Annotated in this window: 22 protein-coding genes; 14 read left to right on the top strand and 8 right to left on the bottom strand. The window is 65.7% G+C overall.

Annotated features, from left to right (window positions below; translation table 11 throughout):
* A complete protein-coding gene (locus ACZ60G_RS31170) occupies window positions 1–1,269 on the bottom strand; it encodes a cytochrome P450 (RefSeq protein WP_465814592.1) in 1,269 nt (422 codons plus the stop codon).
* Window positions 1,270–1,454: 185 nt separating this feature from the next.
* Window positions 1,455–2,054 carry a TetR/AcrR family transcriptional regulator gene (locus ACZ60G_RS31175; RefSeq protein WP_465814594.1) on the bottom strand — a complete coding sequence of 200 codons (600 nt, stop codon included), beginning with the start codon at window positions 2,052–2,054 and terminating at the stop codon, window positions 1,455–1,457.
* 347 nt (window positions 2,055–2,401) lie between these two features.
* On the opposite strand from ACZ60G_RS31175, the gene ACZ60G_RS31180 reads away from it, so the two are divergent.
* Window positions 2,402–2,530, top strand: coding sequence for a hypothetical protein (locus tag ACZ60G_RS31180; protein WP_465814596.1), 129 nt, complete (start codon window positions 2,402–2,404; stop codon window positions 2,528–2,530).
* Here ACZ60G_RS31180 and ACZ60G_RS31185 read toward each other — a convergent pair.
* Genes ACZ60G_RS31185 through ACZ60G_RS31210 form a run of 6 tightly spaced genes read right to left on the bottom strand, consistent with a single transcriptional unit; the run spans window position 2,527 to window position 9,328 of the window.
* Complete coding sequence (locus tag ACZ60G_RS31185) at window positions 2,527–4,083, bottom strand: MFS transporter (RefSeq protein ID WP_465814598.1); 1,557 nt, start codon at window positions 4,081–4,083, stop codon at window positions 2,527–2,529. The two genes, ACZ60G_RS31180 and ACZ60G_RS31185, sit on opposite strands and share 4 nt — an antisense overlap.
* Before the next feature lie 8 nt (window positions 4,084–4,091).
* Window positions 4,092–4,928, bottom strand: a complete 837-nt coding sequence (locus ACZ60G_RS31190; protein ID WP_465814599.1) for a mycofactocin-coupled SDR family oxidoreductase — start codon at window positions 4,926–4,928, stop codon at window positions 4,092–4,094.
* A gap of 9 nt (window positions 4,929–4,937) precedes the next feature.
* Window positions 4,938–5,609, bottom strand: coding sequence for an SRPBCC family protein (locus ACZ60G_RS31195; protein WP_465814601.1), 672 nt, complete (start codon window positions 5,607–5,609; stop codon window positions 4,938–4,940).
* Window positions 5,606–6,091 carry a (2Fe-2S)-binding protein gene (locus ACZ60G_RS31200; protein ID WP_357466261.1) on the bottom strand — a complete coding sequence of 162 codons (486 nt, stop codon included), beginning with the start codon at window positions 6,089–6,091 and terminating at the stop codon, window positions 5,606–5,608. Before ACZ60G_RS31200 ends, ACZ60G_RS31195 begins: the two co-directional genes overlap by 4 nt.
* A complete protein-coding gene (locus ACZ60G_RS31205; RefSeq protein WP_465814603.1) occupies window positions 6,084–6,959 on the bottom strand; it encodes an FAD binding domain-containing protein in 876 nt (291 codons plus the stop codon). Before ACZ60G_RS31205 ends, ACZ60G_RS31200 begins: the two co-directional genes overlap by 8 nt.
* Window positions 6,956–9,328, bottom strand: coding sequence for a xanthine dehydrogenase family protein molybdopterin-binding subunit (locus ACZ60G_RS31210; protein WP_465814605.1), 2,373 nt, complete (start codon window positions 9,326–9,328; stop codon window positions 6,956–6,958). Before ACZ60G_RS31210 ends, ACZ60G_RS31205 begins: the two co-directional genes overlap by 4 nt.
* Before the next feature lie 322 nt (window positions 9,329–9,650).
* Between ACZ60G_RS31210 and ACZ60G_RS31215 the strand changes: the two genes are divergently transcribed.
* The 13 genes from ACZ60G_RS31215 (at window position 9,651) to ACZ60G_RS31275 (ending at window position 22,742) form a co-directional block, all read left to right on the top strand.
* Window positions 9,651–10,724, top strand: coding sequence for an XdhC family protein (locus ACZ60G_RS31215; protein WP_465814607.1), 1,074 nt, complete (start codon window positions 9,651–9,653; stop codon window positions 10,722–10,724).
* A 35-nt stretch (window positions 10,725–10,759) separates the two neighbouring features.
* Window positions 10,760–11,476, top strand: a complete 717-nt coding sequence (locus tag ACZ60G_RS31220) for a TetR/AcrR family transcriptional regulator (RefSeq protein WP_465814609.1) — start codon at window positions 10,760–10,762, stop codon at window positions 11,474–11,476.
* Between the two features lie 361 nt (window positions 11,477–11,837).
* A complete protein-coding gene (locus ACZ60G_RS31225; protein ID WP_465814814.1) occupies window positions 11,838–12,182 on the top strand; it encodes a 2Fe-2S iron-sulfur cluster-binding protein in 345 nt (114 codons plus the stop codon).
* 22 nt (window positions 12,183–12,204) lie between these two features.
* Entirely contained in the window at window positions 12,205–13,500 is a 1,296-nt protein-coding gene (locus tag ACZ60G_RS31230) for a cytochrome P450 (protein WP_465814611.1), read from the top strand.
* 19 nt (window positions 13,501–13,519) lie between these two features.
* A complete protein-coding gene (locus tag ACZ60G_RS31235) occupies window positions 13,520–14,821 on the top strand; it encodes an MlaD family protein (RefSeq protein ID WP_465814613.1) in 1,302 nt (433 codons plus the stop codon).
* Entirely contained in the window at window positions 14,818–15,855 is a 1,038-nt protein-coding gene (locus ACZ60G_RS31240; RefSeq protein WP_465814615.1) for an MCE family protein, read from the top strand. Before ACZ60G_RS31235 ends, ACZ60G_RS31240 begins: the two co-directional genes overlap by 4 nt.
* A gap of 4 nt (window positions 15,856–15,859) precedes the next feature.
* Window positions 15,860–16,912: an MCE family protein gene (locus ACZ60G_RS31245; RefSeq protein WP_465814617.1), complete on the top strand. Its 1,053-nt coding sequence runs from the start codon at window positions 15,860–15,862 to the stop codon at window positions 16,910–16,912.
* Entirely contained in the window at window positions 16,909–18,021 is a 1,113-nt protein-coding gene (locus tag ACZ60G_RS31250; RefSeq protein ID WP_465814619.1) for an MCE family protein, read from the top strand. Before ACZ60G_RS31245 ends, ACZ60G_RS31250 begins: the two co-directional genes overlap by 4 nt.
* Window positions 18,018–19,130, top strand: a complete 1,113-nt coding sequence (locus tag ACZ60G_RS31255) for an MCE family protein (protein WP_465814621.1) — start codon at window positions 18,018–18,020, stop codon at window positions 19,128–19,130. Before ACZ60G_RS31250 ends, ACZ60G_RS31255 begins: the two co-directional genes overlap by 4 nt.
* Entirely contained in the window at window positions 19,127–20,422 is a 1,296-nt protein-coding gene (locus ACZ60G_RS31260; protein ID WP_465814623.1) for an MlaD family protein, read from the top strand. The genes ACZ60G_RS31255 and ACZ60G_RS31260 overlap by 4 nt, the downstream gene beginning before the upstream one ends.
* Before the next feature lie 28 nt (window positions 20,423–20,450).
* Window positions 20,451–21,041: a hypothetical protein gene (locus ACZ60G_RS31265; RefSeq protein WP_465814625.1), complete on the top strand. Its 591-nt coding sequence runs from the start codon at window positions 20,451–20,453 to the stop codon at window positions 21,039–21,041.
* Window position 21,042: 1 nt separating this feature from the next.
* The gene (locus tag ACZ60G_RS31270; RefSeq protein ID WP_465814627.1) at window positions 21,043–21,888 is read left to right on the top strand and encodes an MlaE family ABC transporter permease; all 846 of its coding nucleotides are present in this window, start codon (window positions 21,043–21,045) and stop codon (window positions 21,886–21,888) included.
* A complete protein-coding gene (locus ACZ60G_RS31275; protein ID WP_465814629.1) occupies window positions 21,888–22,742 on the top strand; it encodes an ABC transporter permease in 855 nt (284 codons plus the stop codon). The genes ACZ60G_RS31270 and ACZ60G_RS31275 overlap by 1 nt, the downstream gene beginning before the upstream one ends.
* Window positions 22,743–22,748: the final 6 nt, after the last annotated feature.

The raw sequence follows: 22,748 nt of genomic DNA on the forward strand, positions 1-22,748 counted from the left end.
TCAACCAACCGGGGCGAATTCCACATGCAATGCGCTGAGCCCGCGCAAGATGTACGTCGGCTCATATGTGTAGCGCCGGGCATCGGCCGGGCCGTGCTCGGATTCGGAAATCCTGATACCGCGCCAGCGCTGCAGGATCCGCTCGAAACTGATGCGCGTCTCCATGCGGGCGAGCGGGCCGCCGGGACAGGTGTGGATGCCGCGCGCGAATGCGATGTGCTCGCGCGCGTTCGCACGGTCGTAACGGAACTCGTGCGGATCCTCGAACCGGCTCGGTTCGCGATTGGCGGCACCGGGCGCCACCATAACCATGGTGCCCGCGGGAAGGTCGACGCCGCCGAGTTTCGTTGTCGTGCGGGCCAATCGGAAATCGCATTTGACCGGGGCCTCCATGCGCAGGCACTCCTCGACGAAACCCGGGATGGCCGAACTGCCCTCCCGCAATATCTGCTGCAGGTCCGGCCGTTCGGCGAGTATGCGCAGACCGGATGTCATCAGCTTGGCGGTGGTTTCCTGACCGGCGGCGAACAGGAAGGCGGCCAAATGGACGAGTTCGTCGACGGCAGGCAGTGAGCCGTCCGGGAATTTCGCAGCGGCCAAAGCGGTCAGCACGTCACCACTCGGGTTACGCCGGCGCTCCTCGATGTAGGACGTGAACCGGTCGGCGAGAAATTCGAGCGGATTGCCTACCAAGGCTTCGCTTTGGACGGCACCCGGCGGTGTCTGCGAAGCGAGTGCCTGCCGAAAGTCCGGATAGTCGCGTTCGGGTACACCGAGCAGATTCGCGATCACCAGCATGGCGAGCGGCTGTGCGTATTCGCGCAGGAATTCGAGCTCGGAGCGGGTGTCGAACTCATCGAGCAGCTGATCGGCCTGCCGCCACATGAATTCCTCGTTCTCCTTCAGCCGCCGCGGCGTGAACAGGGTTTTCAGCAGGTCGCGTTGCGCGGTGTGCTCGGGCTGATCGAAGGTCACCATGTGCTCGTGCAGGGGGAATTTCTCCCGATGCTGTTCGATCAGCGGCCCGATATCGTCACCGGCCGGCTCGAATGGCAGCGGCGGGAAGGGACCCGTCGGCGCGACGCAACTCGAAAACACCTGATGGTTGCGGTACACCTCCACCGCCTCGTCGTAGCCGGTCACCGCGACGACGCCGTGGTGTGGCTCGCGAAAGACCGGACATTGCGCACGCAACGCGTCGAAGTAGGGGTGCGGATCGACAACGGTCGACATGTCGGTGAAGAAATCGATTTCGTCGGACATGCTCACGGCAGGCTCCTAGCGAGAAAAAGCACCGCACGGCCCACCGGCCATCTCGAGAGGACTTTCCCGCCGTCGACGCCATGCTAATCAAGTGCTCAGCATTTGTTGCTGAGCACATGCTTAGCATGCGCGGCCGAGCCCGGTCAAGGCATGCGCATGCGCGCTGCCGTCAGCGGTCAGGTGGCGGGGGGTTACTCGGGTTCGACGGGCAGCGGGCCGAACCGGTTCAGCTGCCGTTCGACGAACTCCGTCATCGCCGCATGTGCGCTCGTCATCCCGAACCCGTTCTCCAGGACCATGGTTCGAGACACACTCGCCATCACGAACGCCACCACGGCGGCGGGCCACTCGGCGGAATCGACCCCGTAGCGTTCGAGCAACTTCTCCATCGCCGCGACCTCGGCCTCCCGGAAGCGGCTGGAATAGTCGGCAAGCGCGGTGCGAACCACCTTTCGATGGTTGGCCAGCGCGACGAATTCCGTCGTCAGCGCACCACTGGCCGCCGCCTCCAGATTGAACTGCCACAGCGCGCGCAACGGATCCGGCGACCGCAGTGCGGCCGCCTGGCGCTTCAATCCCTCTTCGGCACGCCGCTGGAAAACCGCAAGGAACAGGTCGTCCATCGTGCGGAAGTAGTAGTAGACGAGCTGATATTTCAGTCCGGCCTTGCGCGCGACACTGCGCGAACTCACTGCGGCATAGCCTTCTTCGAGCATCAACTGCTCGGCCGCATCCAGCAGCACAGCGCGATTCTTCGCGTCGGGCGTACCGATCCTCCTCGGCGATGCCATCACAACAACCTCCATAACCATCGTCATCGACCCAACGCCGACCTCGCGCGCAACTGTCGACCGCGCCCGGCCCCACATGCTAACCATATGCTCAGCATTACGCGCTGAGCATATGCTTAGCGCGGGCCAGGTCGGCGGTGGTCACCGTACGCGCGGCAAGCCCCGAATCGAGGTAGACGATGAGCGAAGCCGATGCAACGGAGCTCTTCGCTGCCGTCGCCCTTCGCTCCGGACCTGCGGCGAGCTGGTCTGGCGCTCGACTTCCTGACCGGCCCCTGGCGGATCGGCTTCGTCCCATTGGGGCGACTGCGCGGAATTCACCTGTGCGCCACCGATATCGATCGGATGTGGGGCACGGGGCCGGGGTCCGTGGGTCGGCGGCCGCGTTGCCGATGAGCGTCGGTGGCCGCACCGCACTCATGCACCAGCTGGACGGCCCCGCCCTGCCACTGCTGCGCCACCGGTTGTCCGGCTAGTCGGGTTCGGCCACCTGTGTGATGCTCGGTTCGGTGGTGGGCGGGGTTCGACCGACGCGCCGACCGGGGGCCCATAGGCCGATGGCGAGGGCGGCGGCCAAGGTCAGTGCGCCGAGGATCGCCGCTGCTTGGCGGACGCCATGGACGAATGCGGCCTTGGCCGCGTCGGCGAGGGGTTGTGCTTGCGGGCCCAGATGTTCGGCCACGGTCAGTGCGCCGACCAGTGAGCCCGAGACCGGACCGCGTAGCTGTTGCGGGAGCATCGGCAGGATCGCCCCGATCTGGTGGCTGTAACCCGCGGCGAGAATGCTTCCGGCCAAGGCTATTCCGATCGCGGCGCCGACCTCGCGCGATACGTCGTTCACGGCCGCCGCGATGCCGTGCTGATCGGCAGGCACGCCCGCCATGATCGCGGCCGTTGCCGGCGCCGCCGACAGGCTGATGCCGAGACTGACGATCAGCAGCGGCCAGACGACATCGAAATAGGTGCCATCGACCGACAATCGGGCGACCGCCAGGAGCCCGACACCCAATAGCGCGAGGCCGCACAGGGTTTGCAGCCGCAATCCGAATCGCTCGGCGAGCCACGGCGAGATCGGCGATATGGTCACGAACGGAATCATCATCGGCGCCATGGCCAAGGCCGAGATCAACGGACGGTATCCGAGGATCAGCTGCAGGAACTGCACGACAAGCATGAACATGCCGAACGAGACCAGGAACTGAATCGCGACGGAGGCGGTCCCGGTGCCGAATCGACGATCGGCGAACAACCGGACGTCGAGCAGCGGATGCACCACACGCAATTCGATCAGCGCGAATGCCGAGAGCGACACGATGCCACCGATGGCGGCACCGATCACCAGCGGATGCGACCAGCCGAGCTGCGGCGTCTCGGTGGCCGCCGCCACGATCATGCCGACGCCGATTGCCGAGGTCACCGTGCCCCACGGGTCGAAACCGGGCCGCGCCGATGCGATCGATTCGGGGATGACGCAGCCGGTGGCGGCAAGCAGCGCGCTGCACGCGCTCATCGCCGCCATGATCGAAAGCCAGGTCCAGAACTGCAACAGCAGACCGGAGACGAGGATCCCGCCCACCGCGCCCATACCCACGGAACCGGCCCACATACCGACGGCGACGCCGCGCCTGCCCTCCGGCAATCCGGCGGTGAGCAGCGACAGCGTCGACGGCATCACCAACGCGGCGCCGAACCCGGCTGCCGAACGAGCCGCGATCAGCCATATCGGACCGTCGAACAGCAGTGGCACAGCGGAAAACAGTGCGAACACCCCGAGACCGATAAGCAGCATCCTGCGGCGTCCGTACCGGTCCCCCAATGCGCCACCGGGCAGCACCAGACAGGCCAGTGCAAGGGTGTAGCCGTCCACGATCCAGGTCAGCTGCTGCTGGGTGGCGGCGGTGGCCGCGGCGATCTCGGGCAACGCGGTGTAGAGCGCGGCCATCGAAGCGACGACCAGCGCCACCGCGGCACAGGACAGCATCAGCGCCCACCGCTGTAAGACAGACAACCGTGTCGCGGTGGAATCCATGTCCTGCCTTACTTGAGCATCATGCCGCCGTCGACCGGTAATGCCACCCCGGTGATGTAGCGGGCCTCGTCGGACGCCAGGAATAGCACGGCGTTGCTGATATCTTCCGCCTCCACCCAGGCGATCGGCAGCACATGGAACATCTGCGCGACGGGGATGAAGTCGTCGACGGTCGGATTCTCCAGATCCGGTCGGAACATGCGGAAGGTCGGCTCGTTGAGCAGCATCGGCGTCGCCACATTCGTGGGGCAGATCGCGTTGACGCGAATGTTCTTGTCTCCCACCTCCATCGCCAGTGAGCGCATGATGCCGATGACACCGTGCTTGGCGGTGGCGTAGTGGCCGATATTCGGGACGGCGCGCAGGCCGCCGATCGAGCTGGTGAGCACGATCGACCCGCCGCGACCACCCGCGATGATGTGCGGCACCGAGACCCGGGTGGTCATCCAGACGCCGGTCATATTGACGTCGATCATGTCGCGCCAGGTCTGTTCGCTCATCTTGTCCATCGAGGCGCCATCGCTGGCCAACCCGGCATTGGCCACCACGATGTCCAGGCGACCGAGTTGTGCGACGCCGTCGTCGACCACGGCCTGCATGGTCTCCAGGTCGCGCACATCGGCCTCGACGGCGATGATGCGACGGCCCGTCGCCTCGACCAGGGCGACCGTTTCGGCCAAGTCGTCCGGTGTCGACATCGGAATGGTGACGCCGTCGAGCTGCTTACAGACATCGACGGCGATGATGTCGGCGCCCTCCTGCGCCAGTTTCACGGCGTGGCTGCGCCCCTGGCCACGCGCGGCACCCGTGATGAAGGCGACCTTGCCCTCGACTCGTCCGGTCATCGGTATCACTCACTCCCTGGATTCGTGGTCGCCGACGGCCCGGTGCCGACGGCGAAGCAAAAGCAGAACGGTCAGCAGCACAGCGGCAACGGCTATCGCGCCGTAGCGCGCCGCACCGCTCATGCCGCTCGCGGCGAGCAGGTCGATCGGCGCGGCCGACGCGCGCGGTTCGGCGACCGCGCCCGATTCGGCGCCGTGCTCGACTTGCCCATCAGGCGAGGCGGATTCGGTATTCGACCCGGCGGTGATCTCAGCCGCGAGATTGGTGGCGAATGTTCCGATCAGCGTCCCGGCGACCTCGGCAAGCGCTCCTCGGCCGAATTGGGCCGGTTTACCCGTGACTGCGAGGTCGGTTTCGACGAAAACATCTGTCACGCCTGCGGATTCGACAAGTCGGCAGGTGATCGTCGCCTTCGCGGTGCCGTTGCCGCGCGCCTCTCGCCCGCCGCCCTCTAACACCGCGATCCCGGCCGCCTCGTCCTGCGAGGCGATCTTGATGGTGCCGGTATAGGACAGGGTGACCGGGCCGAGTTTGACCTTGATCTTGCCGCGGTAGTCGTCGCCGTCGCGCCCGGTGATGGCGGCTCCGGGGACGCAGGGGGCGATCCGCTCGAGGTCGAGCAGCACCCGCCAGGCTTGTGCGGCGGGGGCGGGAATGCTGAAGGTGTTCTCGAACTTCATGCGGACTCCTTCGCGATCGATTCCGCAGCCGCACGAACGGCTTTCACGATCCCCTGATATCCAGTGCAGCGACATACATTGCCGGACAGTGCTTCTCGGATCTCGTCATCGGACGGGTCCGGACTTTCCTGCAGGAATGCGGTCACGCTGGTGATGAACCCCGGTGTGCAGAAACCACATTGGAGCCCGTGACAGTCACGGAACGCGGCCTGCACCGGGGACAGCCGGCCGTCCGGCGATGCAATCCCCTCCACGGTCGTCACTTCCGCACCGTCGGCCTGCACGGCCAGGACCAGGCAGCCGCGTACTGCCTGTCCGTCCAGCAATACCGTGCACGCACCGCACACCCCGTGCTCGCAGCCCAGGTGGGTCCCGGTCAGCCCGCAAATTTCGCGCAGGTAGTCGGCCAGGGTCAGCCGGGGCGGCACCCGATGGCGCCGGGCCCGCCCGTTGACCCGCACCTCGATATCGATGTCAGTCATTACTCGCCTCCTCAACGGCGCGGCGCCAAGCGCGCGCCACCATGACCGCCCCGACCCGTTTGCGATAGTCGGCCGTGCCGTGCAGATCGGACGGCACCGCGTCCAACCGTTCCGTCGCCGCATGACCGACCTCGTCGGCGGCGAACTCGGCGATGTCTTTGCCGATCAGTTCTGCCTCGAGGGCAGCGGACCTGCTCGGGGTAGGCCCGAGTCCGAACAGACCGATACGGCACCGGTCCACGCGGGAGTCGGCGTCCAGACCGACGGCTACGACTGCGCCCGCCAATGCGAAATCACCACTGCGACGGGCGAATTCCTCGATCGCGAAACCACAGCGACCATGCCACGCCGGAAAGACGATCCCGGTCAGCAGTTCGTCGGCGGCAAGTTCGGTGCTCCACATGCCGGTGAAGAAATCCGACGCGGACAGGGTCCGACGCCCGCGCGGCGACTGCGCCTCGATACGCGCGTCGAGCACCAGCGCCACCGCCGGATATTCGGCCGCGGCATCGGCGTGGGCGATCGAGCCGCCTATCGTGCCGCGGTTGCGGATCTGGGGATGACCGATCAGCGGGGTGGCCCGTGCCAGCAGCGGCACCACCCGGTTGATCTCCGCGGACCGGCCGACCGCGGTGTGGGTCGTCCCCGCCCCGACCCACACCGAGTCGGCGCGCGACTCGATACCGCACAGTTGATCGATGCGGCACACGTCGACCAGATGCTCGGGGACCGCCAACCGCAATGCCAGCATCGGCACCAGACTCTGCCCACCCGCGATGAGCTTCGCATCGTCACCGAGTTCGGCGAGCAGCTCGACGGCCGCCATGGTGGAGATCGGCGCGTGATATTCGAACGGCGCGGGTTTCATGCCTGCACCGTCCCGGTTAGATCGGCGCGCGCCCGGTCCACCAGTGCAACGATCGCGGCGGGCGAGAGCGGCAGGTGGCCGACCTCCACGCCGAACGGTGCGAGAGCATCGACCACGGCATTGATCACCGCGGGCGCGGACCCGATGGCGCCGCCCTCACCGACCCCCTTGAAACCGCCGGGGCCGGGGCTCGGTGTCTCGACATGCCCGACCTCGATGACCGGCACCTCGGTCGCGGTGGGCAGCAGGTAGTCCATGAAGGTTGTGCTGATCGGATTCCCGCTCTCGTCATATGCCAGGTGCTCGTACAGCGCGCCGCCGATGCCCTGAACGGTGCCGCCGAAGATCTGGCCCTCCACCACATCCGGGTTGATCATCGGCCCGCAGTCCTCGCTGACGATGTAGCGCAGCAATGTCACCGCCCCCGTTTCTATGTCGACCTCGCAGGTGCACACATGGGTCGCGTTGGCCCAGATCATCATGTGCGGCGTCCGATATCGGCCGCTGGCCTCCAAGCCCGCGGGCACGCCCGGCGGCAGGTCGTATCCATTGAAGTAGGCGATATCCGCTATTTCGGCCAACGTCATCGCCACATCCGGCACGCCACGGACCACCGCGCGGCCGCGCGTCAACTCCACGTCCTCGACGGGCGCGCCCAGCTTGTGCGCTGCGATCGCCACTATCCGTTCGCGCAGTACCGCGGCCGTCTCCGCGATCGCACCTGCCAGCATCGACCCCGATCGGCTGCCACCGGTGCCGCCGCCGAACGGAGTCAGCGCGGTATCACCTTGAATCGTGTGGACATCGGCGATGTCCACACCGAGCGCGTCGGCGGTCAGTTGAACGACGGTAGTCTCCAGACTGTTTCCCGACGATCCGCCCGACACATACACATTGACCTTCCCGGAGGGTTCGATCCGAATGGTCGCGCCTTCGGTGCTGTGCAGCGGCGTGCCGCCGGTGGTCGGTTCGAGGTAGGTACAGGTGCCGACCCCGAGGTAGCGGCCTTCGGCTCGGGCACGCCGCTGCTGGTCACGGAAGTCGTCGTAGTCGAGCATGGCCAGTGCCTGCTCGAACGTCTCCGACGGTGACACGTCGGAATACGGCATGCCGTTGGGGTTGAACGTCGGAAACTCGTCCTGTCGCAACATATTTCGTCGTCTCAATGCCACCGGGTCCATCCCCATCCGGCGCGCCGCGGCATCCAGCAGTACCTCGCGGGCCACCGACTCGAACTGCCAGGGACCGCGATAGGCGACGCGTCCCACGGTGTTCGAATACATAAGCCGGACATCGAATGTCGCGGCAGGTACCCGGTACGGTCCCGGGAACAGCATCCCGACCGGGATGGCGGCCGTCAGCGGCGACGGGGTGGGATAGGCGCCGACATTCTGTACGTAGTCGATGGCCGCGGCGAGGATGGTGCCGTCCGAATCGAAGGCCATGCGGGCATCACCGTGCTCGTGCCGAGCCATGCCGCCGGCCATCAGGTTTTCCTGCCGATCCTCGATCCATTTCAGCGCCACCGGCAGCTTGCGGGCGGCCAGCACGATACAGACGTCCTCGCGCAACGGCGCGGCCTTGAGCCCGAAGCCGCCGCCGGTATCACGCATGATGACCCGCACCGAATGTTCGGCGATGCCCAGAAGTCGCGCGCAGAAGCCGCGGATCTCGTGCGGCACCTGGGTGGATGCCCAGACCGTCAACTCTCCGCTGGGAGCCCACCATTCCGCGATCAAGCCCCGCGTCTCCATCGGCACCGGCGCGTATGCCTGCTGAAAGATCTGCTGCCGCACCACATATGCGGCCGAATCGAAGATCGGGTCGAGCTCTGCCGCTGGGCGCCCGCTCAGCGTGCCGGCCAGGTTGCCCGGGCACTGTTCATGTACCAGTTCGGTGGTTTCGTGTGCCGTGCGGTAGTCGACGACCGGCTCGAGCGGTTCGTAATCGACGACCACCAACTCGACCGCATCCTCGGCCACATACCGATCGATGGCGACCACCAGGGCGACCGGATCACCGACGAACCGCACCTCGCCCTCGGCCAGCGGCGGCCGCGGCACCGGCGGCAGTCCGGGGGCGTCCAGCGAGTACGAGAACTGGTGCACTTCCGGATTCAGGTCGGCGGCCGTGAACACGGCATACACTCCGTCGAGCGCCGAGGCCGCCGCGGTATCGATGCCGAGGATGCGACCACGTGGGATCGGACTTCGCACGAAGCAGGCGTGCAGCATGCCCGGACGATGCACATCGTCGACGAAACTGCCCGCACCGGTCACCAACCGGAGGTCTTCGACCCTGGGCACCCGGGTGCCGACGAATCCGGTCGGCGGCGCTTCCGTCACCTGACGAATCCCGATATCTGTCATCAGGCGGGCCTCCCATTCACTGTGCGGAGCGTTTCCGCCACCATCGGGTAAATGGTGTCCGGAAGCGCACTGCCGGAAGAAATATGCACTAGCGCGATGAAAATCTGCGAGCAGGGAAAAAGAGCATTGGAAATCCGTTCGAATCAACGCGATCCGGCACTCCTCGGTGCCACTCATCGCTGCTGAGGAATTGTCTAGCACCGCATCGATTACGGTGTCAAGAGTGTAATATGTCTTGACTGAGAATTATGATCTCATGTTGGGCACTTGTCATTCTTCCACCTGCACCTGCCATCGCGCAATGTCGTCGAGAGGGTCGATCATGCGGGAACTGACCGCGTCATTACTGCGCTGGCATGCGGCCGATGCGCAATACGCGATCGCGACCGTCGTCGGGGTGACCGGAAGCGCTCCCCGACCGGTCGGCGCCGCGCTCGCCGTCGACGCCGCCGGGACCGTCCTCGGCAGCATCTCGGGCGGCTGCGTCGAGGCCGCCGCATACGACCTGTGCCGACAGGTCCTGCGATCGGGCACGCCGATGCGGGCGAGCTTCGGCTACGACAACTCCGACGCCTTCGCGATCGGCCTGACCTGCGGCGGCACCATGGACGTTTTCGTCCATCGGGTGCGCCCGGTCGACTACCGGATCATCGAAGCGGCATTGCGGCCGCCGGGCCCGGCGGCGCTGGTCCGCGATCTGGACACCGGGGCCATGACCACGGTCGATCCGAGCCACTTCGTCGGCGCGCCGTTGGACGCCGCCGTCGTCGCCGAGGTCCGCGCCATGTTGGACCTCGGCGCAACCGGCGTAGCCACGATCGGCTGCGACGCAGGGGAATCGACGGTTTTCGTCGAGTCCTTCGCACCACCACCACGGATGATCGTCTGCGGGGCAACCGATTTCGCCGGGGCGGTGTGCCGGGTAGGCAGCCTGCTCGGCTATCGGGTCACGCTGTGCGATGCGCGTGCGGTCTTCGCGACCCGAGATCGTTTTCCCGATGCCGACGAGGTCGTCGTCGACTGGCCGCATCGATACCTCGCGGACACCCCGATCGACGCCAGAACCGTGATGTGCGTCCTGACCCACGACCCGAAATTCGATATCCCACTGCTGGAGATCGCACTGCGCCTGCCGATCGCCTACGTGGGCGCCATGGGATCGCGCCGAGCCGACGCCGAGCGCCGAACCCGGTTGCGCGCGGCCGGGCTCACCGATGCCGAGCTGGCTTGCCTGCACTCCCCCATCGGCCTGGATCTGGGTGGTCGGACCACGGCCGAGGTCGCCGTCGCCATCGGAGCCGAAATCGTCGCGGCCCGTCGCGGCGGATCGACCCGACCGCTGCACGCCACAGATCGGCCGATCCATCCTGCCGAAAGCGTTCCCTCGATCCAGTAACACGGTTACCATGGTAACCGTGTTACAGTTTTCGCGTGAGTCGGACAGCAGCACGGATTCCGTCGAAGAAGATCATCAAAACCGTGCTCGCACTGCTGCAGACCGACGGCTACGACGCCGTTCAACTGCGCGAGGTAGCGCGACGCGCACACGTATCACTCGCCACGGTGTACAAGCTGTTCCCCACCCGGGACGCGTTGATCATCGCCGCGGTCCACGAGTGGATGGCCACCAACACCTATCCCGACATCGCCCCACCCACACCCGAGGAATCGATATCCGATGGCGTGATACGCGTGCTGCGACATGTGTTCGAGCCGTGGGAGCGCAATCCAACGATGCTCGAAGCGTTCCACCGGGCCCACTCAGCCCCGGGCGGCGCGCGCCTGAGCGTCGACGGATTCGCAGCCATCCTGCCAGTAGCCGGACAGATCCTCGATGGTGCCGATCTCGAGTACATCGAGGACATGGGGCTGATACTGACCAACGTGATCTACGCCCTGATCGCGCGGGTCGCGGACAAGACCCTCGACGTCGACGAGATCCTCCCGATACTCGAGCGCACCGTGCGGCGCCTCAGCGCGGACAACACGGCGCAGGACCGGGCCATTCGCGAGCGACGCAGCGCCACCGACCAGCGGCAGCCATTGGTACTGGATCCGTCGGTCACCGCACCTTTCGTACGGGAACGGCCCCTGGACACCGATGCGTCGACGCAGGATGGCGCCGCACATCGACCGAACGCGGGCTAGCACGTCCCGAGCACAGCCACACGGTCCGCCGGGCCGCCGCGACACCGCGGCCGGGCGACAACGGGAGGTGGTATTTCTGATCGGAAATCCGATCGTTCAACAGAAATAGAATTACGGTATACGGGTGACCGAAATTTTCGGTTCCCGAATTCGGCGCACCCTCCGATTATCATGTGGTAGGGGTGCATTCCAGCGTGCCGAAAAAGGGCATCGGCAGCCGAGAAAAATATTTGCTCGCACCTATTGACCCGACCTGTGACCACGCGCACAATCATCGGCGTAGCAAATCGGATCGGAAACTCTGATTCGATTTCGAGCAGCTTTTCTCCGCATGCGCTGCCGCCATAATCCCACGAAAGTGATTTCGCGATCGATGTTGATCCCGCACACTCCCGCGCCCGCCGAACCCGGGCTATCGCACAATGCGGTGGCAAATGGAATTGTGACAATTCACTTGGACGGTGCCGCGACGTCACAACCCGGCCGAGCAGGCGATACGGTGCTCGAAACCGCACGCCGGGCCGGGCTGACACCACCGTTTTCCTGCGAGGCAGGCAACTGCGGAACCTGTATGGCCACCCTCGTCGACGGGCGGGTCGAGATGTTGGTGAACGACGCGCTGACCGACGACGACGTCGCGGCCGGCTACATCCTCACCTGCCAGGCCGTTCCCCAGACCCCCTCCATCACCGTGGAATACCCGTGACCTCCCGATCCAGGAGCCGACGATGACCGATTTCGACACCATCGACTACTTCACCGATCCGGCACTCGTGCCCGATCCCTATCCGTACTTCGATCACCTGCGCGCCAAATGCCCGGTGACGCGGGAGCCGCACTACAACGTGCTCGCGGTGACCGGATACGAGGAAGTCTCCCAAGTCTTGCGCGACGCCGAGACCTTCTCCTCGTGCATCGCAGTGGGCGGCCCGTTCCCACCGCTGCCGTTCGTGCCCGAGGGCTCGGACATCAACGCGCAGATCGAGCAGCACCGCACCCAGCTGCCCATGTACGAGCACATGGTCACGATGGATCCCCCGGAGCACACCTACGCCCGGTCGGTGCTGAACCGGCTGTTGACTCCGGCGCGGCTGAAGGAGAACGAGGAGTTCATGTGGCGGCTGGCCGACCGCCAGCTCGACGAATTCCTGGCAAACGGCCGCGCCGAATTCGTCGCCGAGTACGCGAAACCGTTCTCGCTCTTGGTGATCGCCGACCTGCTCGGCGTGCCGGAGCAGGACCACCAGGAGTTCCGGGTCGTGCTCGGCGCCGAGCGGCCCGGCAGCCAGGTCGGTGCGCTGGACAAGGTATCGGTCGGCACGAATCCCTTGGAGTGGCTCGACGAAAAGTTCAGCGCCTACATCAGCGATCGGCGACGCGAGCCGCGCGACGACGTGCTGACCTCGCTGGCGCTGGCGAAATATCCGGACGGGTCGACACCCGAGGTCATCGATGTGGTCCGTTCGGCGACCTTCGTATTCGGCGCGGGTCAGGAGACGACCGCCAAGCTGCTCGCCGCCGCCGTGCGCGTACTCGGTGACGATCCGGAGCTGCAGCAGGCACTGCGTGCCGATCGCAGCCGCATCCCGGTATTCATCGAGGAGACGCTGCGCATGCACGCCCCGGTCAAGAGCGGCTTCCGGCTCGCCCGCCGCGACACCGAGGTCGGCGGGGTCGACGTACCGGCCGGATCCACGCTCATGGTCTGCCCCGGCGCGGCCAACCGCGACCCGGACCGGTTCGAGAACCCGCACGAGTTCCGCATGGATCGCGCGAACTTCCGCGAGCACATGGCCTTCGGCCGTGGTGTGCACTCCTGCCCCGGCGGTCCGCTGGCGCGAGTGGAGGGGCGGGTATCGCTCGAACGCATCCTGGATCGGATGCTGGACATCACCATTGATGCCGACGAGCACGGTCCCGCGGACGACCGCGACTACCGCTACGAACCCACCTACATCCTGCGTGGGCTCACCGATCTACACATCCGATTCACGCCACAAGACGCATCCGCGCCGCGAGAGTGAGTTGGATTTCGTGTCGATCATGTTCGAACCCGACGGCCGAGGCCCCTCCTCGGTCCGCCTGCTGGTGACCGGTGTCTGCTGCCTCGTCGTCATAGCGGCCGCCGCCACCGTGATGGTCGCGAATTCCCGTGGGGCACTTCGCAAGACCGTGACGGTGACCGCCGTCATGGCCAATGTGGGCGATGGGCTGCCCACCAAGTCGGATGTGAAATTCCAAGGGGTTCGGGTCGGGTTCGTGACGGCAGTGACGCCGGCCGCCGAAACCGGCATGAACGACGTCCGAATCGAGCTGAGTCCGCACTTCGCGCAGGTGATTCCGGGCACGGTGACCGCGCGGGTCGTGCCGAGCAACGTATTCGCGGTGCCCTCGGTACAACTCGTCTACAACGGTGCGGCGGCGCCGCTGAGTTCAGGTGCCCGGATCAGCCAGGATCACAGCCTGGCGACCGTACGCCTGCAGACCTCGCTCGATCAGCTGCGGCGAATCATCGCCGCGGTCGGCCGGGAGGACACCGACAACGCGGTCGGCATGTTGGCGACCCTCGCCGAAGCCACCGAGGGGCGCGGCGCAGGCATCGAGAATGCGGCGGCACGGCTGCGCGATATCGTCGTCGAACTGGACAAGGTCGTCTCCGTGGACGCCGCGCCGTCCACGCTCGACTCGCTCTCGGCCGCGATGCGTGAACTCCAGTCGACGGCACCGGATCTGCTCGACGCCATGCACCACGCGATCGTCCCGCTGCAGACGGTGGCAGAGCAGCGGGCGAAACTCACCGCGCTGCTGTCCGGCAGCCTGTACACGCTCGGTACCGTCGGCACCGCACTCGACCACAACACCGACAAAATCATCGACGTCACCACGCACATATCACCGGCCCTCGGCGCACTCGGTGACGGTGCGAGCAAGTTTCCGCAGATCAGTACTTCGCTCACGCGAATGACCGGCCGATTCAACGAGTTGTGGAATCCACAGACCCAACGGCTCAACGCGCGCGTCATTCTGCAGCTGACCCCCAACCGGCAGTACACCTCGGCGGACTGCCCCCGGTACGGCGAGCTGGCCGGTCCCAACTGCGCGAGCGGTCCGGCGACACCCGCCCCGGCCGAGGGCTTGCCGCCCGGCTTCGATCCACGCCGCTTCCAGCCACCGAGCTCGCTGCTGACCAGTGATATCGGACCGGTGGGCAGTGCCGCCGAACAGGAGCGGATCGCCGAAATCCTCGGCGGCGAACCCAATGCCGCCGCGGACATCCTGTTCGGTCCGCTGGCCCGCGGCGCCACCGTCGCGATCGCACCGGACCCGAACGGGGGCACTCGATGAGCTATCGCGGATCACTGGTCGTGCTGATCGCCTTCCTCATCAGTTCGGCGCTGCTCAGCTGGTCGGTCGCCGTCACCCTCGAGCGCGGCATCAGCGGCCAGACCACCGGGTACTCAGCACTGTTCACCAATGTCTCCGGCCTGCGTGTCGGTGATGACGTCCGAATGGCCGGTGTCCGGGTCGGCCGGGTCGAATCCGTCGAGTTGGCGGGCACACTCGCGCGGGTCGGTTTCCGTATCCACAGCGATCAGGTGCTGACCGGGAACACCACCGTATCGGTGACGTATCAGAACCTGATCGGTCAGCGCTACCTCGGTGTGGCCATGGGCAACCATGGCGACCCGACCGTACTGAAACCGGGCGCCGAAATTCCCGTCGACCACACCGAGCCGTCGTTCGATATCTCCAAGCTGCTCAACGGTTTCGAGCCGCTGTTCGGCACGCTGGACCGGACCGCGGTCGACAACATAACCGGCGCCCTGATCAAGGCATTGCAGGGCGACAACGGCTCGGTCACCACGCTGATCGCGGAGACGACCCGGCTTGCGGAATCCTTCGCCGGGCCGGACGAGGTGCTCGGCCAGGTCATCTCGAATCTCGCCACCATCGTGGGCAACCTCGCCCAGCAGAGCGGGGATCTGACCACGGTGATCGACCGGACGCGATCGGTTTTCGAAGGCCTGCAACAGAATCGGCAGGCATTGTTCGATTCCGTGGACCGGATTGCCGTCGTGGTCGGCCGGGCCTCGCAGATCGTGGCCGCCGACCAGCCCACCCTCGTCGACTTCCTGAATCGGGAACCGGGATTCGCGCAGCACTTCCTGGACAACAAGGCGAAGTTCGAGTACCTCGGCTACAACCTGCCGATGATCCTGAAAGGGCTGGCCCGCATATCGCAGGAAGGCGGTTACATCGACGCCTACGTCTGCGATGTGACCCTGTCGCTCGTCCCGGGCCTGACACCGCTGATTCCGCAAATAGTCGACGCGGTGACCCCCGGCGGGGTTGCCCAACACACCTCCAAGTGCAGGTGACCACATGCGTATACCGTGGAATCGCAAGGGCCGCAGGCGAATCGGGCGGCGGGCACTCGAAGACCTCAGCAAGCCCTGGCTCGGATTCACCGCGATCGCCCTGCTGGTCGTCGCGGTCGTCGCCGCACTGGGCGTCAATTCGCTCGATATCGGTGAACGCCGCCTGGAGGCCGACTTCGCCCAGGCCGCGCAACTCGGCGCAGGCGATCAGGTGACCGTGGCGGGGGTGCCGGTGGGCCACGTGGTCGGGCTGCGCTTGGCCGGTGACCACGTGACGGCAATGCTGAGCATCGCCGACAATGTGGTACTCGGCCCCGCCACGACCGCGGCGATCAAACTCACCACCTTGCTGGGCAATCGGTACGTGGAACTGGCACCGGCCGGATCGGGTGCACTGCCGAATGACCGAATTCCCTTGGCGCAGACCAGTGTTCCCTACGATCTGCAGTCGGCCCTCGCCGACGCGACGACCACCTTCGATCAGGTCGATGCCGACAAGGTCGGGCAGGCGCTCACCGAACTGTCCACCCAGTTGCACGGTTTGCCGCAGCTGATTCCGTCGGTGATGCAGAACATTACGACGCTGTCCGGTGTGATCGCCGAACGTCGCGGGCAGATCGGCACACTGCTGACCAGCACCAGCCAACTCACCACGGTCATCGAGAACCAGCGGGCCGGCCTCGGCGTGCTGGTCGACCAGGGCCGCGACCTGCTGCGGGAGGTCGCGGCCAAACGGCAGGCCATCGCGGCCCTCATCGCCGCCACCAGCAATGTGGTGCGGGCGCTGCAGCCGATCGTCGTGGACGACCAACCCGAAATTCAATCCCTGCTCGACAATCTGAGCCAGCTGGTGCAGATGCTCAGCAGGCACGACGACCTGCTGCGCAACATATTGCAGATCCTTCCGGTTCCCTGGCGCAGCTGGGCGGACGTGACCGGCTCCGGCACGGAACTGGACGCCAACGCGTCCTCGGGAGCGTTCGTCGACTCCTTCATGTGCGCGCTGGTCGGCCGCGCGCAGGTCCAGCTGCCACCCTATTCGGAGGACTGTCGATGAGATCGTTACCCCGCCCGGTGAAGCTGGTTCTCGTACTCGCGGTCACCGCGCTGATCGCGGGCGCGGCCAGCGCTCCACTTGCCCAGCTGAATCGCGAAACCATCACCGTGACAGCGCATTTCGATAGTGCCGCGGGTGTATTCGTCGGAAATCCGGTGGATGTGCTCGGCATGCGGATCGGCAAGGTGGCGAGCGTCGCGCAACGCGGCTCCTATGTCGAAGTGACGATGAATGTGGATGCCTCGGTACGGATTCCGGCCGACGTCACGGCGGTGACCGTGTCGGATTCGGTGCTGACCGACCGGCACATCGAACTCACTCCGGTCTACCGCGGCGGGCCGACACTGTCCAACGGTGCGACGTTAGGTGTCGATCGGACGAAGACCCCGGTCGAATTCGACAGTCTGCTCGCGATGGCGGACAAGCTGTCCACGTCATTGCAGGGCGACGGGCAGGGGCGCGGCCCGATCGCCGACGCGGTCGATGTCGGCGCGGCGGTGGCGACCGACAACGGCGCGCAGATCAAGGCCGCGCTGGACCAACTGTCCCGCGCGCTGCGCATGGGCGATGATCACGGCGCCGCCACCAAGAACGCGATAACCACCCTGGTGCAGAACCTGGACTCGCTCACCGCCGCGGCCGCGAGCAACGACCAGACGATTCGCGAGTTCGGCACCGGGGTCCGTCAGCTGAGTGACCTGCTCGCCGAACAAAACCTCGGCACCGGTGACACCGGCGCGAAACTGAACGAAATCCTCACCCGGACAAACGATCTCATGCAGCGAAATCGCGGCACACTGGCCGGTACGGCGAGCGGAGCGAACGTCATCTTCCAGAGTCTGTCGGATTACAACCGCAACGTCGCGGAATTCATGGACCTGTTTCCGCTGGTCGTCGACAACGCCTATGCCGTGATCGACCCGAATGTGGGTGCGGGCCGAGTGCACGTGAATGTGGACAAGGTCGCATTGGACGGGCAGATGGTGAAGCAGGTGTGCAACCTGCTCGACCTGAAACAGCTCGGCTGCAACACCGGGAAGATGTCCGATATGGGGCCGGACTTCGGCATCGTGGCCATGCTGGCCGGAATCGCGGGTTTGCCGAAATGACCACCAGGAAAACAAGATTCACCGCTGCCGCCGTCGTGCTCCTGGCCGCGGCACCGGCGAGCGGGTGTTCGGTGGGGCTGGACCGGATGCCGCTGCCCGCACCATCGGTCGGATCGCACAGCTTCGCGCTGACGGCCACCTTCGCCAACGCGCTCAATCTCCCGACCAAGGCCAAGGTGAAGGTCGACGGCGCCGATGTCGGTGAGGTCGAGTCCATGACGGCACGCGATTATGCCGCCGTCGTCACCCTGCGGATCCGATCCGAGGTCGTGCTACCGGCGGGCACGACCGCCGAATTGCGCTCGGCCACACCGCTCGGCGATGTGTTCGTCGCACTCGCCCCGCCGCCGAATCCGGCTCCCGGCGCCGCTGTGCTGCACGATGGGGACAGCATTGCGCAGTCGTCGACCTCGGCGGCGGCCACCATCGAGGAAGTGCTCACGCGGGCGGCATTGCTGGTCAACGGCGGAGTGATCCGCGATCTGACGAAGGTGATCAACGGTCTCGGCGCCGAATTCGGTGGGCGGGGTGATCGGATGGGTGAACTGATCGTCCAGACGACCGCACTGGTCCAGACCCTCTCGGCACGATCGGACCAGATCCGGGCGGTGGTCCACGACACCGCCGCACTGACCGCCACCATTGCGGCACAACAATCCGTGGTCAACGACGTAGTCGCCGCCGCGGGCCCGGCCCTGGATGTCGTGGCCGCCAGCACCCAGGACATCGTGGATATCGCCGCCCAGTTGAATCGGATCGCGGGCCAGCTCACCAAGTTTCCGTCGATCAACGGCACCGGAAAGCGCAGTCTGGTAAGCGATCTCAACAATCTCGCCGCCGGACTCAACACCGCCGCGACCGACCCCGGCGCCAACCTCGACGGGCTGAATCACACCCTGGCCCTGGTCGGCGGCAAGGTAGCCAACTCCCCCGCCGCCAGCGCCGACGCCGACATTTATCAGATAGCGCTCGGCGCGGTGCCCGACCCGAACTTCCCAGGCAACCCGGAAGCCCGGGTGCCCGACCAGAGCGACTGGGCCAATTTCGCCGGTTCGTTGGCGTACACCCTGGGCCGGTTGTACGGCCGAGTGATCGGACCGGGACGATGAAGCGCCCGGAACCGAATCGGTCCTTCGAGATGCGCGTGGAGTCGGCGGCGAGCGCGACCCTCGCGGTCACCGACCGGTTGGTCCGTCATCGGCTCGTCATCTCCTTGATCGCCCTGGTGGCCACGCTGATCGTGGGCGCGACGTATGTCGTGTTCGGATCGCTCGAGCTGAACCCGCTCGCCTCGACCTATCAGATCCGGGTCCACCTGACCCAATCCGGTGGTCTGCTACAAGACCGGGATGTCACGGTGCGCGGTGTCCGCGTCGGCCGGGTGACTTCGGTCGATCTGGTGGACGGTCAAGTGGTCGCGGTCGCATCGATCGAGGCAGGCACCAGGATCCCGACCGACAGCACGGTCCGGGTGGCCGGACTCTCACCGGCCGGTGAGCAATACTTGGATTTCGTCCCGGCCACCTCCAGCGGCCCGTATCTGGCCGCCGGTGCGCTCGTCGGCGCCGACCGGACCACGGTGCCGGTGCAATTGGCCCAGTTGCTCGGCGACCTCACCGGCACCATCGCACAACTCGATCCCGGCAAGCTCCAGGCGATCGTGCACGAGTTGGGCGCGAGTTCGGCGGCGCCGGAGAAACTGGCGGCGATCATCGATGGCGGTGCCTTCATGATCACCACACTCGGTGCGGTACTTCCGCAAACAGTCAGCCTGCTGCGCAATAGCGAGGTGGTGCTCGGCACCGCACGCGACCTCGGACCTGGCCTCGCGATTACCGCGGCCGATCTCGAACGCACTCTCGCCGGGGTGAATTCGATGACGGGCGGGTTCGAAACCCTGGTCGACACCGCACCGGAGATGCTGCGGACCATGGACCAGATCATCGCCGACAACTCCCCGACCATGGTCCAACTGCTCGGGAATCTCGCGACCGTGGCCCAGATGTCGTATGTGCACGTGCCTGCCATGAACAATCTGTTCTTCCCCACGCATCGGCCCGGGTCCGCGGCGGACGCGCTGGGCACCGCATTCCACGACGGCGCGGTGTGGGCGATCGCCAGCATCTATCCGCGAAAGCAGTGCGACTACGACCTGCCGCGCCTGCCCATCACCCTCGCGAACCATCCCGAACCCTACTTGTACGCCTACTGCACCGACCCGGATCCGACGCTCGTGCCACGCGGCGCGCGCAATGCGCCACGACCCCCCGGCGATGACACCGCTCACCCACCGCCCGGAGTCGATCCGCTGGCGACCGCCGATCCGACACCACAGGGCCCGCTGTCGATCCCGACGCCTTATGGCGGCGCACCCGTTCCGGCATATGTACCGCCGAAGTAGCAAATAACAACGAAGGCCAGGAGTTTCGATGAAGCAACCAGTGCTGGAGACGGAAACCGCTACCGAGACAACCGATTCGGAGCCGGTGGCCGAGGACTCGGCCGTGCATGAAGAGGTCGCGCCGCCGTTCTGGCGGCATCGCTGGGCACCTCGCGCCGCGGTCGGCGCCATCGCGGTCGTCGCGGTATCGGCATCGGTGTTCGCGGGCATTCTCGGCTGGAAACTGCACGACCGCGACGAGGTCGATGCCGCGGCCCGGCAGGCCGCAACCACCGCGCAGAATTACGCGATCACGTTGACCAGCATCGATTCCCAGCACATCGATCAGAATTTCGCCGCCGTCCTCAACGGTGCGACCGGTGAATTCAAGGACACCTACACCCAGTCCAGTAACCAACTGAAGACGCTGCTGGTTCAGAACAACGCGGTGAGCAAGGGAAAGGTGGTGGGCTCCAGCATCAAGTCGGCGACGAAGGACCGCGTCGAGGTGATGCTGTTCATCGATCAGGAGGTCAGCAACTCGGTGAGTCCCGATCCGCGGATCGATCGCAGCCGCATGGTCATGACCATGGAACGGGTCGGCGACAGTTGGCTGGCCGGCAAAGTGGAGTTGGTGTGATGTGATCGATCAATCGTCCGCACCGTCGGTCACGCGGATAAGGAACTGGGGACGCGGTTATCTGCGCCGTCATCCGGTCGCATCGCTCGATACCGTTGGCGCCCAGTTCATTCTGGGTGTGCGTGCCGTGCAGTATCTCGTAATCGACATCGCGACAGGCCGTTTCGCATTCAAGGAGTTCGTGCGGCAGGCCGCTTTCATGATCAAAACCGCCTACCTGCCGACCATCGCGGTCGCATTGCCCATCAGCGCGACCCTCTCGATCCAGTTCGGATTGATCGCGGGTCAGGTCGGCGCGACCTCGCTGGCCGGGGCGGCCAGCGGTCTCGCGGTCATCCGCCAGGCGGCGCCGGTGGTCACGGCGATGCTGCTTGCGGCGGCGGTCGGCTCGGCGATCTGCGCCGATCTCGGCTCCCGCACCATCCGAGAAGAGATCGATGCACTCGAGGTGATGGGGGTTTCGGTGCTGCGCAAACTGGTGGTGCCGCGAGTGGCCGCCGGAGTGCTGGTCGCGGTCGGGCTGACCGGGCTCAGCGCCTTCGTCGGATTCCTCGCCGGATATATGTTCAATGTCTATGTCCAGGGCGGTACGCCCGGCAGCTTCATCGCCACCTTCTCCTCGTTCGCGCGCATCGGCGATATGTATCTGGCGGTGGTCAAGGCCGTGGTGTTCGGACTCATCGTGACCGTCGTCGCGTGCCAGAAGGGATTGAGCACCAAGGGCGGTCCCGGCGGTGTCGCGAATTCGGTCAATGCCACCGTGGTGGCCTCGATCGTGCTGCTCATGGTGGTGAACGTGGGCTTCACCCAGATGTACACCATGCTCTTCCCGCGACAGGCGCTCTGATGGCGGCGCCGTACTATCCGCTGCACCTCGGACGGGTGCTCCACGTTGCCAACGCACCGCTGAACGGAGCCATGCGCCTCGGGCATATGGCCATATTCTTCCTGCGGGCGCTCAGCTCCATTCCCGTCGTCCTGCGCCACTACCGCAGGGAATTACTGCGCCTGATTTCCGACATCACCTGGGGCAACGGATCTCTCATCGTCGGCGGCGGTACGGCGGGCATCATTGTCGTGCTCGGCGCGAGCGGCGGCGCGCTGGTGGGGATCGAGGGCTACAGCGCACTGAAATTGCTCGGCATCGGCCCGGCGACAGGTCTGGTCTCGGCGACCGCGTCCACGCGCGAACTGGCTCCGATCATGGCTTCCATCGCCTTCGCATCCCAGGCGGGCTGCAGATTCACCGCCCAACTCGGCGCCATGCGCATCGCCGAGGAGATCGACGCGATGGAAACACTCGCCATCCGATCCATCCCCTACCTGGTGACCACACGGCTCATGGCCTCGGTGGCCGCCATCGTTCCGCTCTATCTCGTCTGCCTGGCAATGAATTTCGTCGCGGTCGAGCTGGCCATCGGCATCGCGGGCAGCCAATCACCCGGCACCTACGACCACTACTTCCGCATGGTGCTCAGTGCGACCGATGTTGCGTATTCGCTGGCCAAGGCCGTCGTCTTCGTCGTGATCACGACAACCATCCAGTGCTACTTCGGCTATTACTCCGCGGGCGGTCCGGTGGGCGTCGGCATTGCCGCCGGTCGTGCGATGCGCGCCAGCATCACCGTCATGATCTGCGTCAATCTGCTGATGACGCTGGCACTGTGGGGCTTCGACTCGGGAGCACGGATCAGCGGCTGACTGTGC

Source organism: Nocardia sp. NPDC102475 (assembly GCF_055584605.1).

Excerpts from the sequence above, each read along its gene's own strand:
- ACZ60G_RS31175 (WP_465814594.1), bottom strand. The coding sequence starts at position 2,054 with ATGGCATCGCCGAGGAGGATCGGTACGCCCGACGCGAAGAATCGCGCT.
- ACZ60G_RS31185 (WP_465814598.1), bottom strand. The coding sequence starts at position 4,083 with ATGGATTCCACCGCGACACGGTTGTCTGTCTTACAGCGGTGGGCGCTG.
- ACZ60G_RS31190 (WP_465814599.1), bottom strand. The coding sequence starts at position 4,928 with ATGACCGGACGAGTCGAGGGCAAGGTCGCCTTCATCACGGGTGCCGCG.
- ACZ60G_RS31195 (WP_465814601.1), bottom strand. The coding sequence starts at position 5,609 with ATGAAGTTCGAGAACACCTTCAGCATTCCCGCCCCCGCCGCACAAGCC.
- ACZ60G_RS31200 (WP_357466261.1), bottom strand. The coding sequence starts at position 6,091 with ATGACTGACATCGATATCGAGGTGCGGGTCAACGGGCGGGCCCGGCGC.
- ACZ60G_RS31205 (WP_465814603.1), bottom strand. The coding sequence starts at position 6,959 with ATGAAACCCGCGCCGTTCGAATATCACGCGCCGATCTCCACCATGGCG.
- ACZ60G_RS31210 (WP_465814605.1), bottom strand. The coding sequence starts at position 9,328 with ATGACAGATATCGGGATTCGTCAGGTGACGGAAGCGCCGCCGACCGGA.
- ACZ60G_RS31215 (WP_465814607.1), top strand. The coding sequence starts at position 9,651 with ATGCGGGAACTGACCGCGTCATTACTGCGCTGGCATGCGGCCGATGCG.
- ACZ60G_RS31230 (WP_465814611.1), top strand. The coding sequence starts at position 12,205 with ATGACCGATTTCGACACCATCGACTACTTCACCGATCCGGCACTCGTG.
- ACZ60G_RS31235 (WP_465814613.1), top strand. The coding sequence starts at position 13,520 with ATGTTCGAACCCGACGGCCGAGGCCCCTCCTCGGTCCGCCTGCTGGTG.
- ACZ60G_RS31240 (WP_465814615.1), top strand. The coding sequence starts at position 14,818 with ATGAGCTATCGCGGATCACTGGTCGTGCTGATCGCCTTCCTCATCAGT.
- ACZ60G_RS31245 (WP_465814617.1), top strand. The coding sequence starts at position 15,860 with ATGCGTATACCGTGGAATCGCAAGGGCCGCAGGCGAATCGGGCGGCGG.
- ACZ60G_RS31250 (WP_465814619.1), top strand. The coding sequence starts at position 16,909 with ATGAGATCGTTACCCCGCCCGGTGAAGCTGGTTCTCGTACTCGCGGTC.
- ACZ60G_RS31255 (WP_465814621.1), top strand. The coding sequence starts at position 18,018 with ATGACCACCAGGAAAACAAGATTCACCGCTGCCGCCGTCGTGCTCCTG.
- ACZ60G_RS31260 (WP_465814623.1), top strand. The coding sequence starts at position 19,127 with ATGAAGCGCCCGGAACCGAATCGGTCCTTCGAGATGCGCGTGGAGTCG.
- ACZ60G_RS31265 (WP_465814625.1), top strand. The coding sequence starts at position 20,451 with ATGAAGCAACCAGTGCTGGAGACGGAAACCGCTACCGAGACAACCGAT.
- ACZ60G_RS31275 (WP_465814629.1), top strand. The coding sequence starts at position 21,888 with ATGGCGGCGCCGTACTATCCGCTGCACCTCGGACGGGTGCTCCACGTT.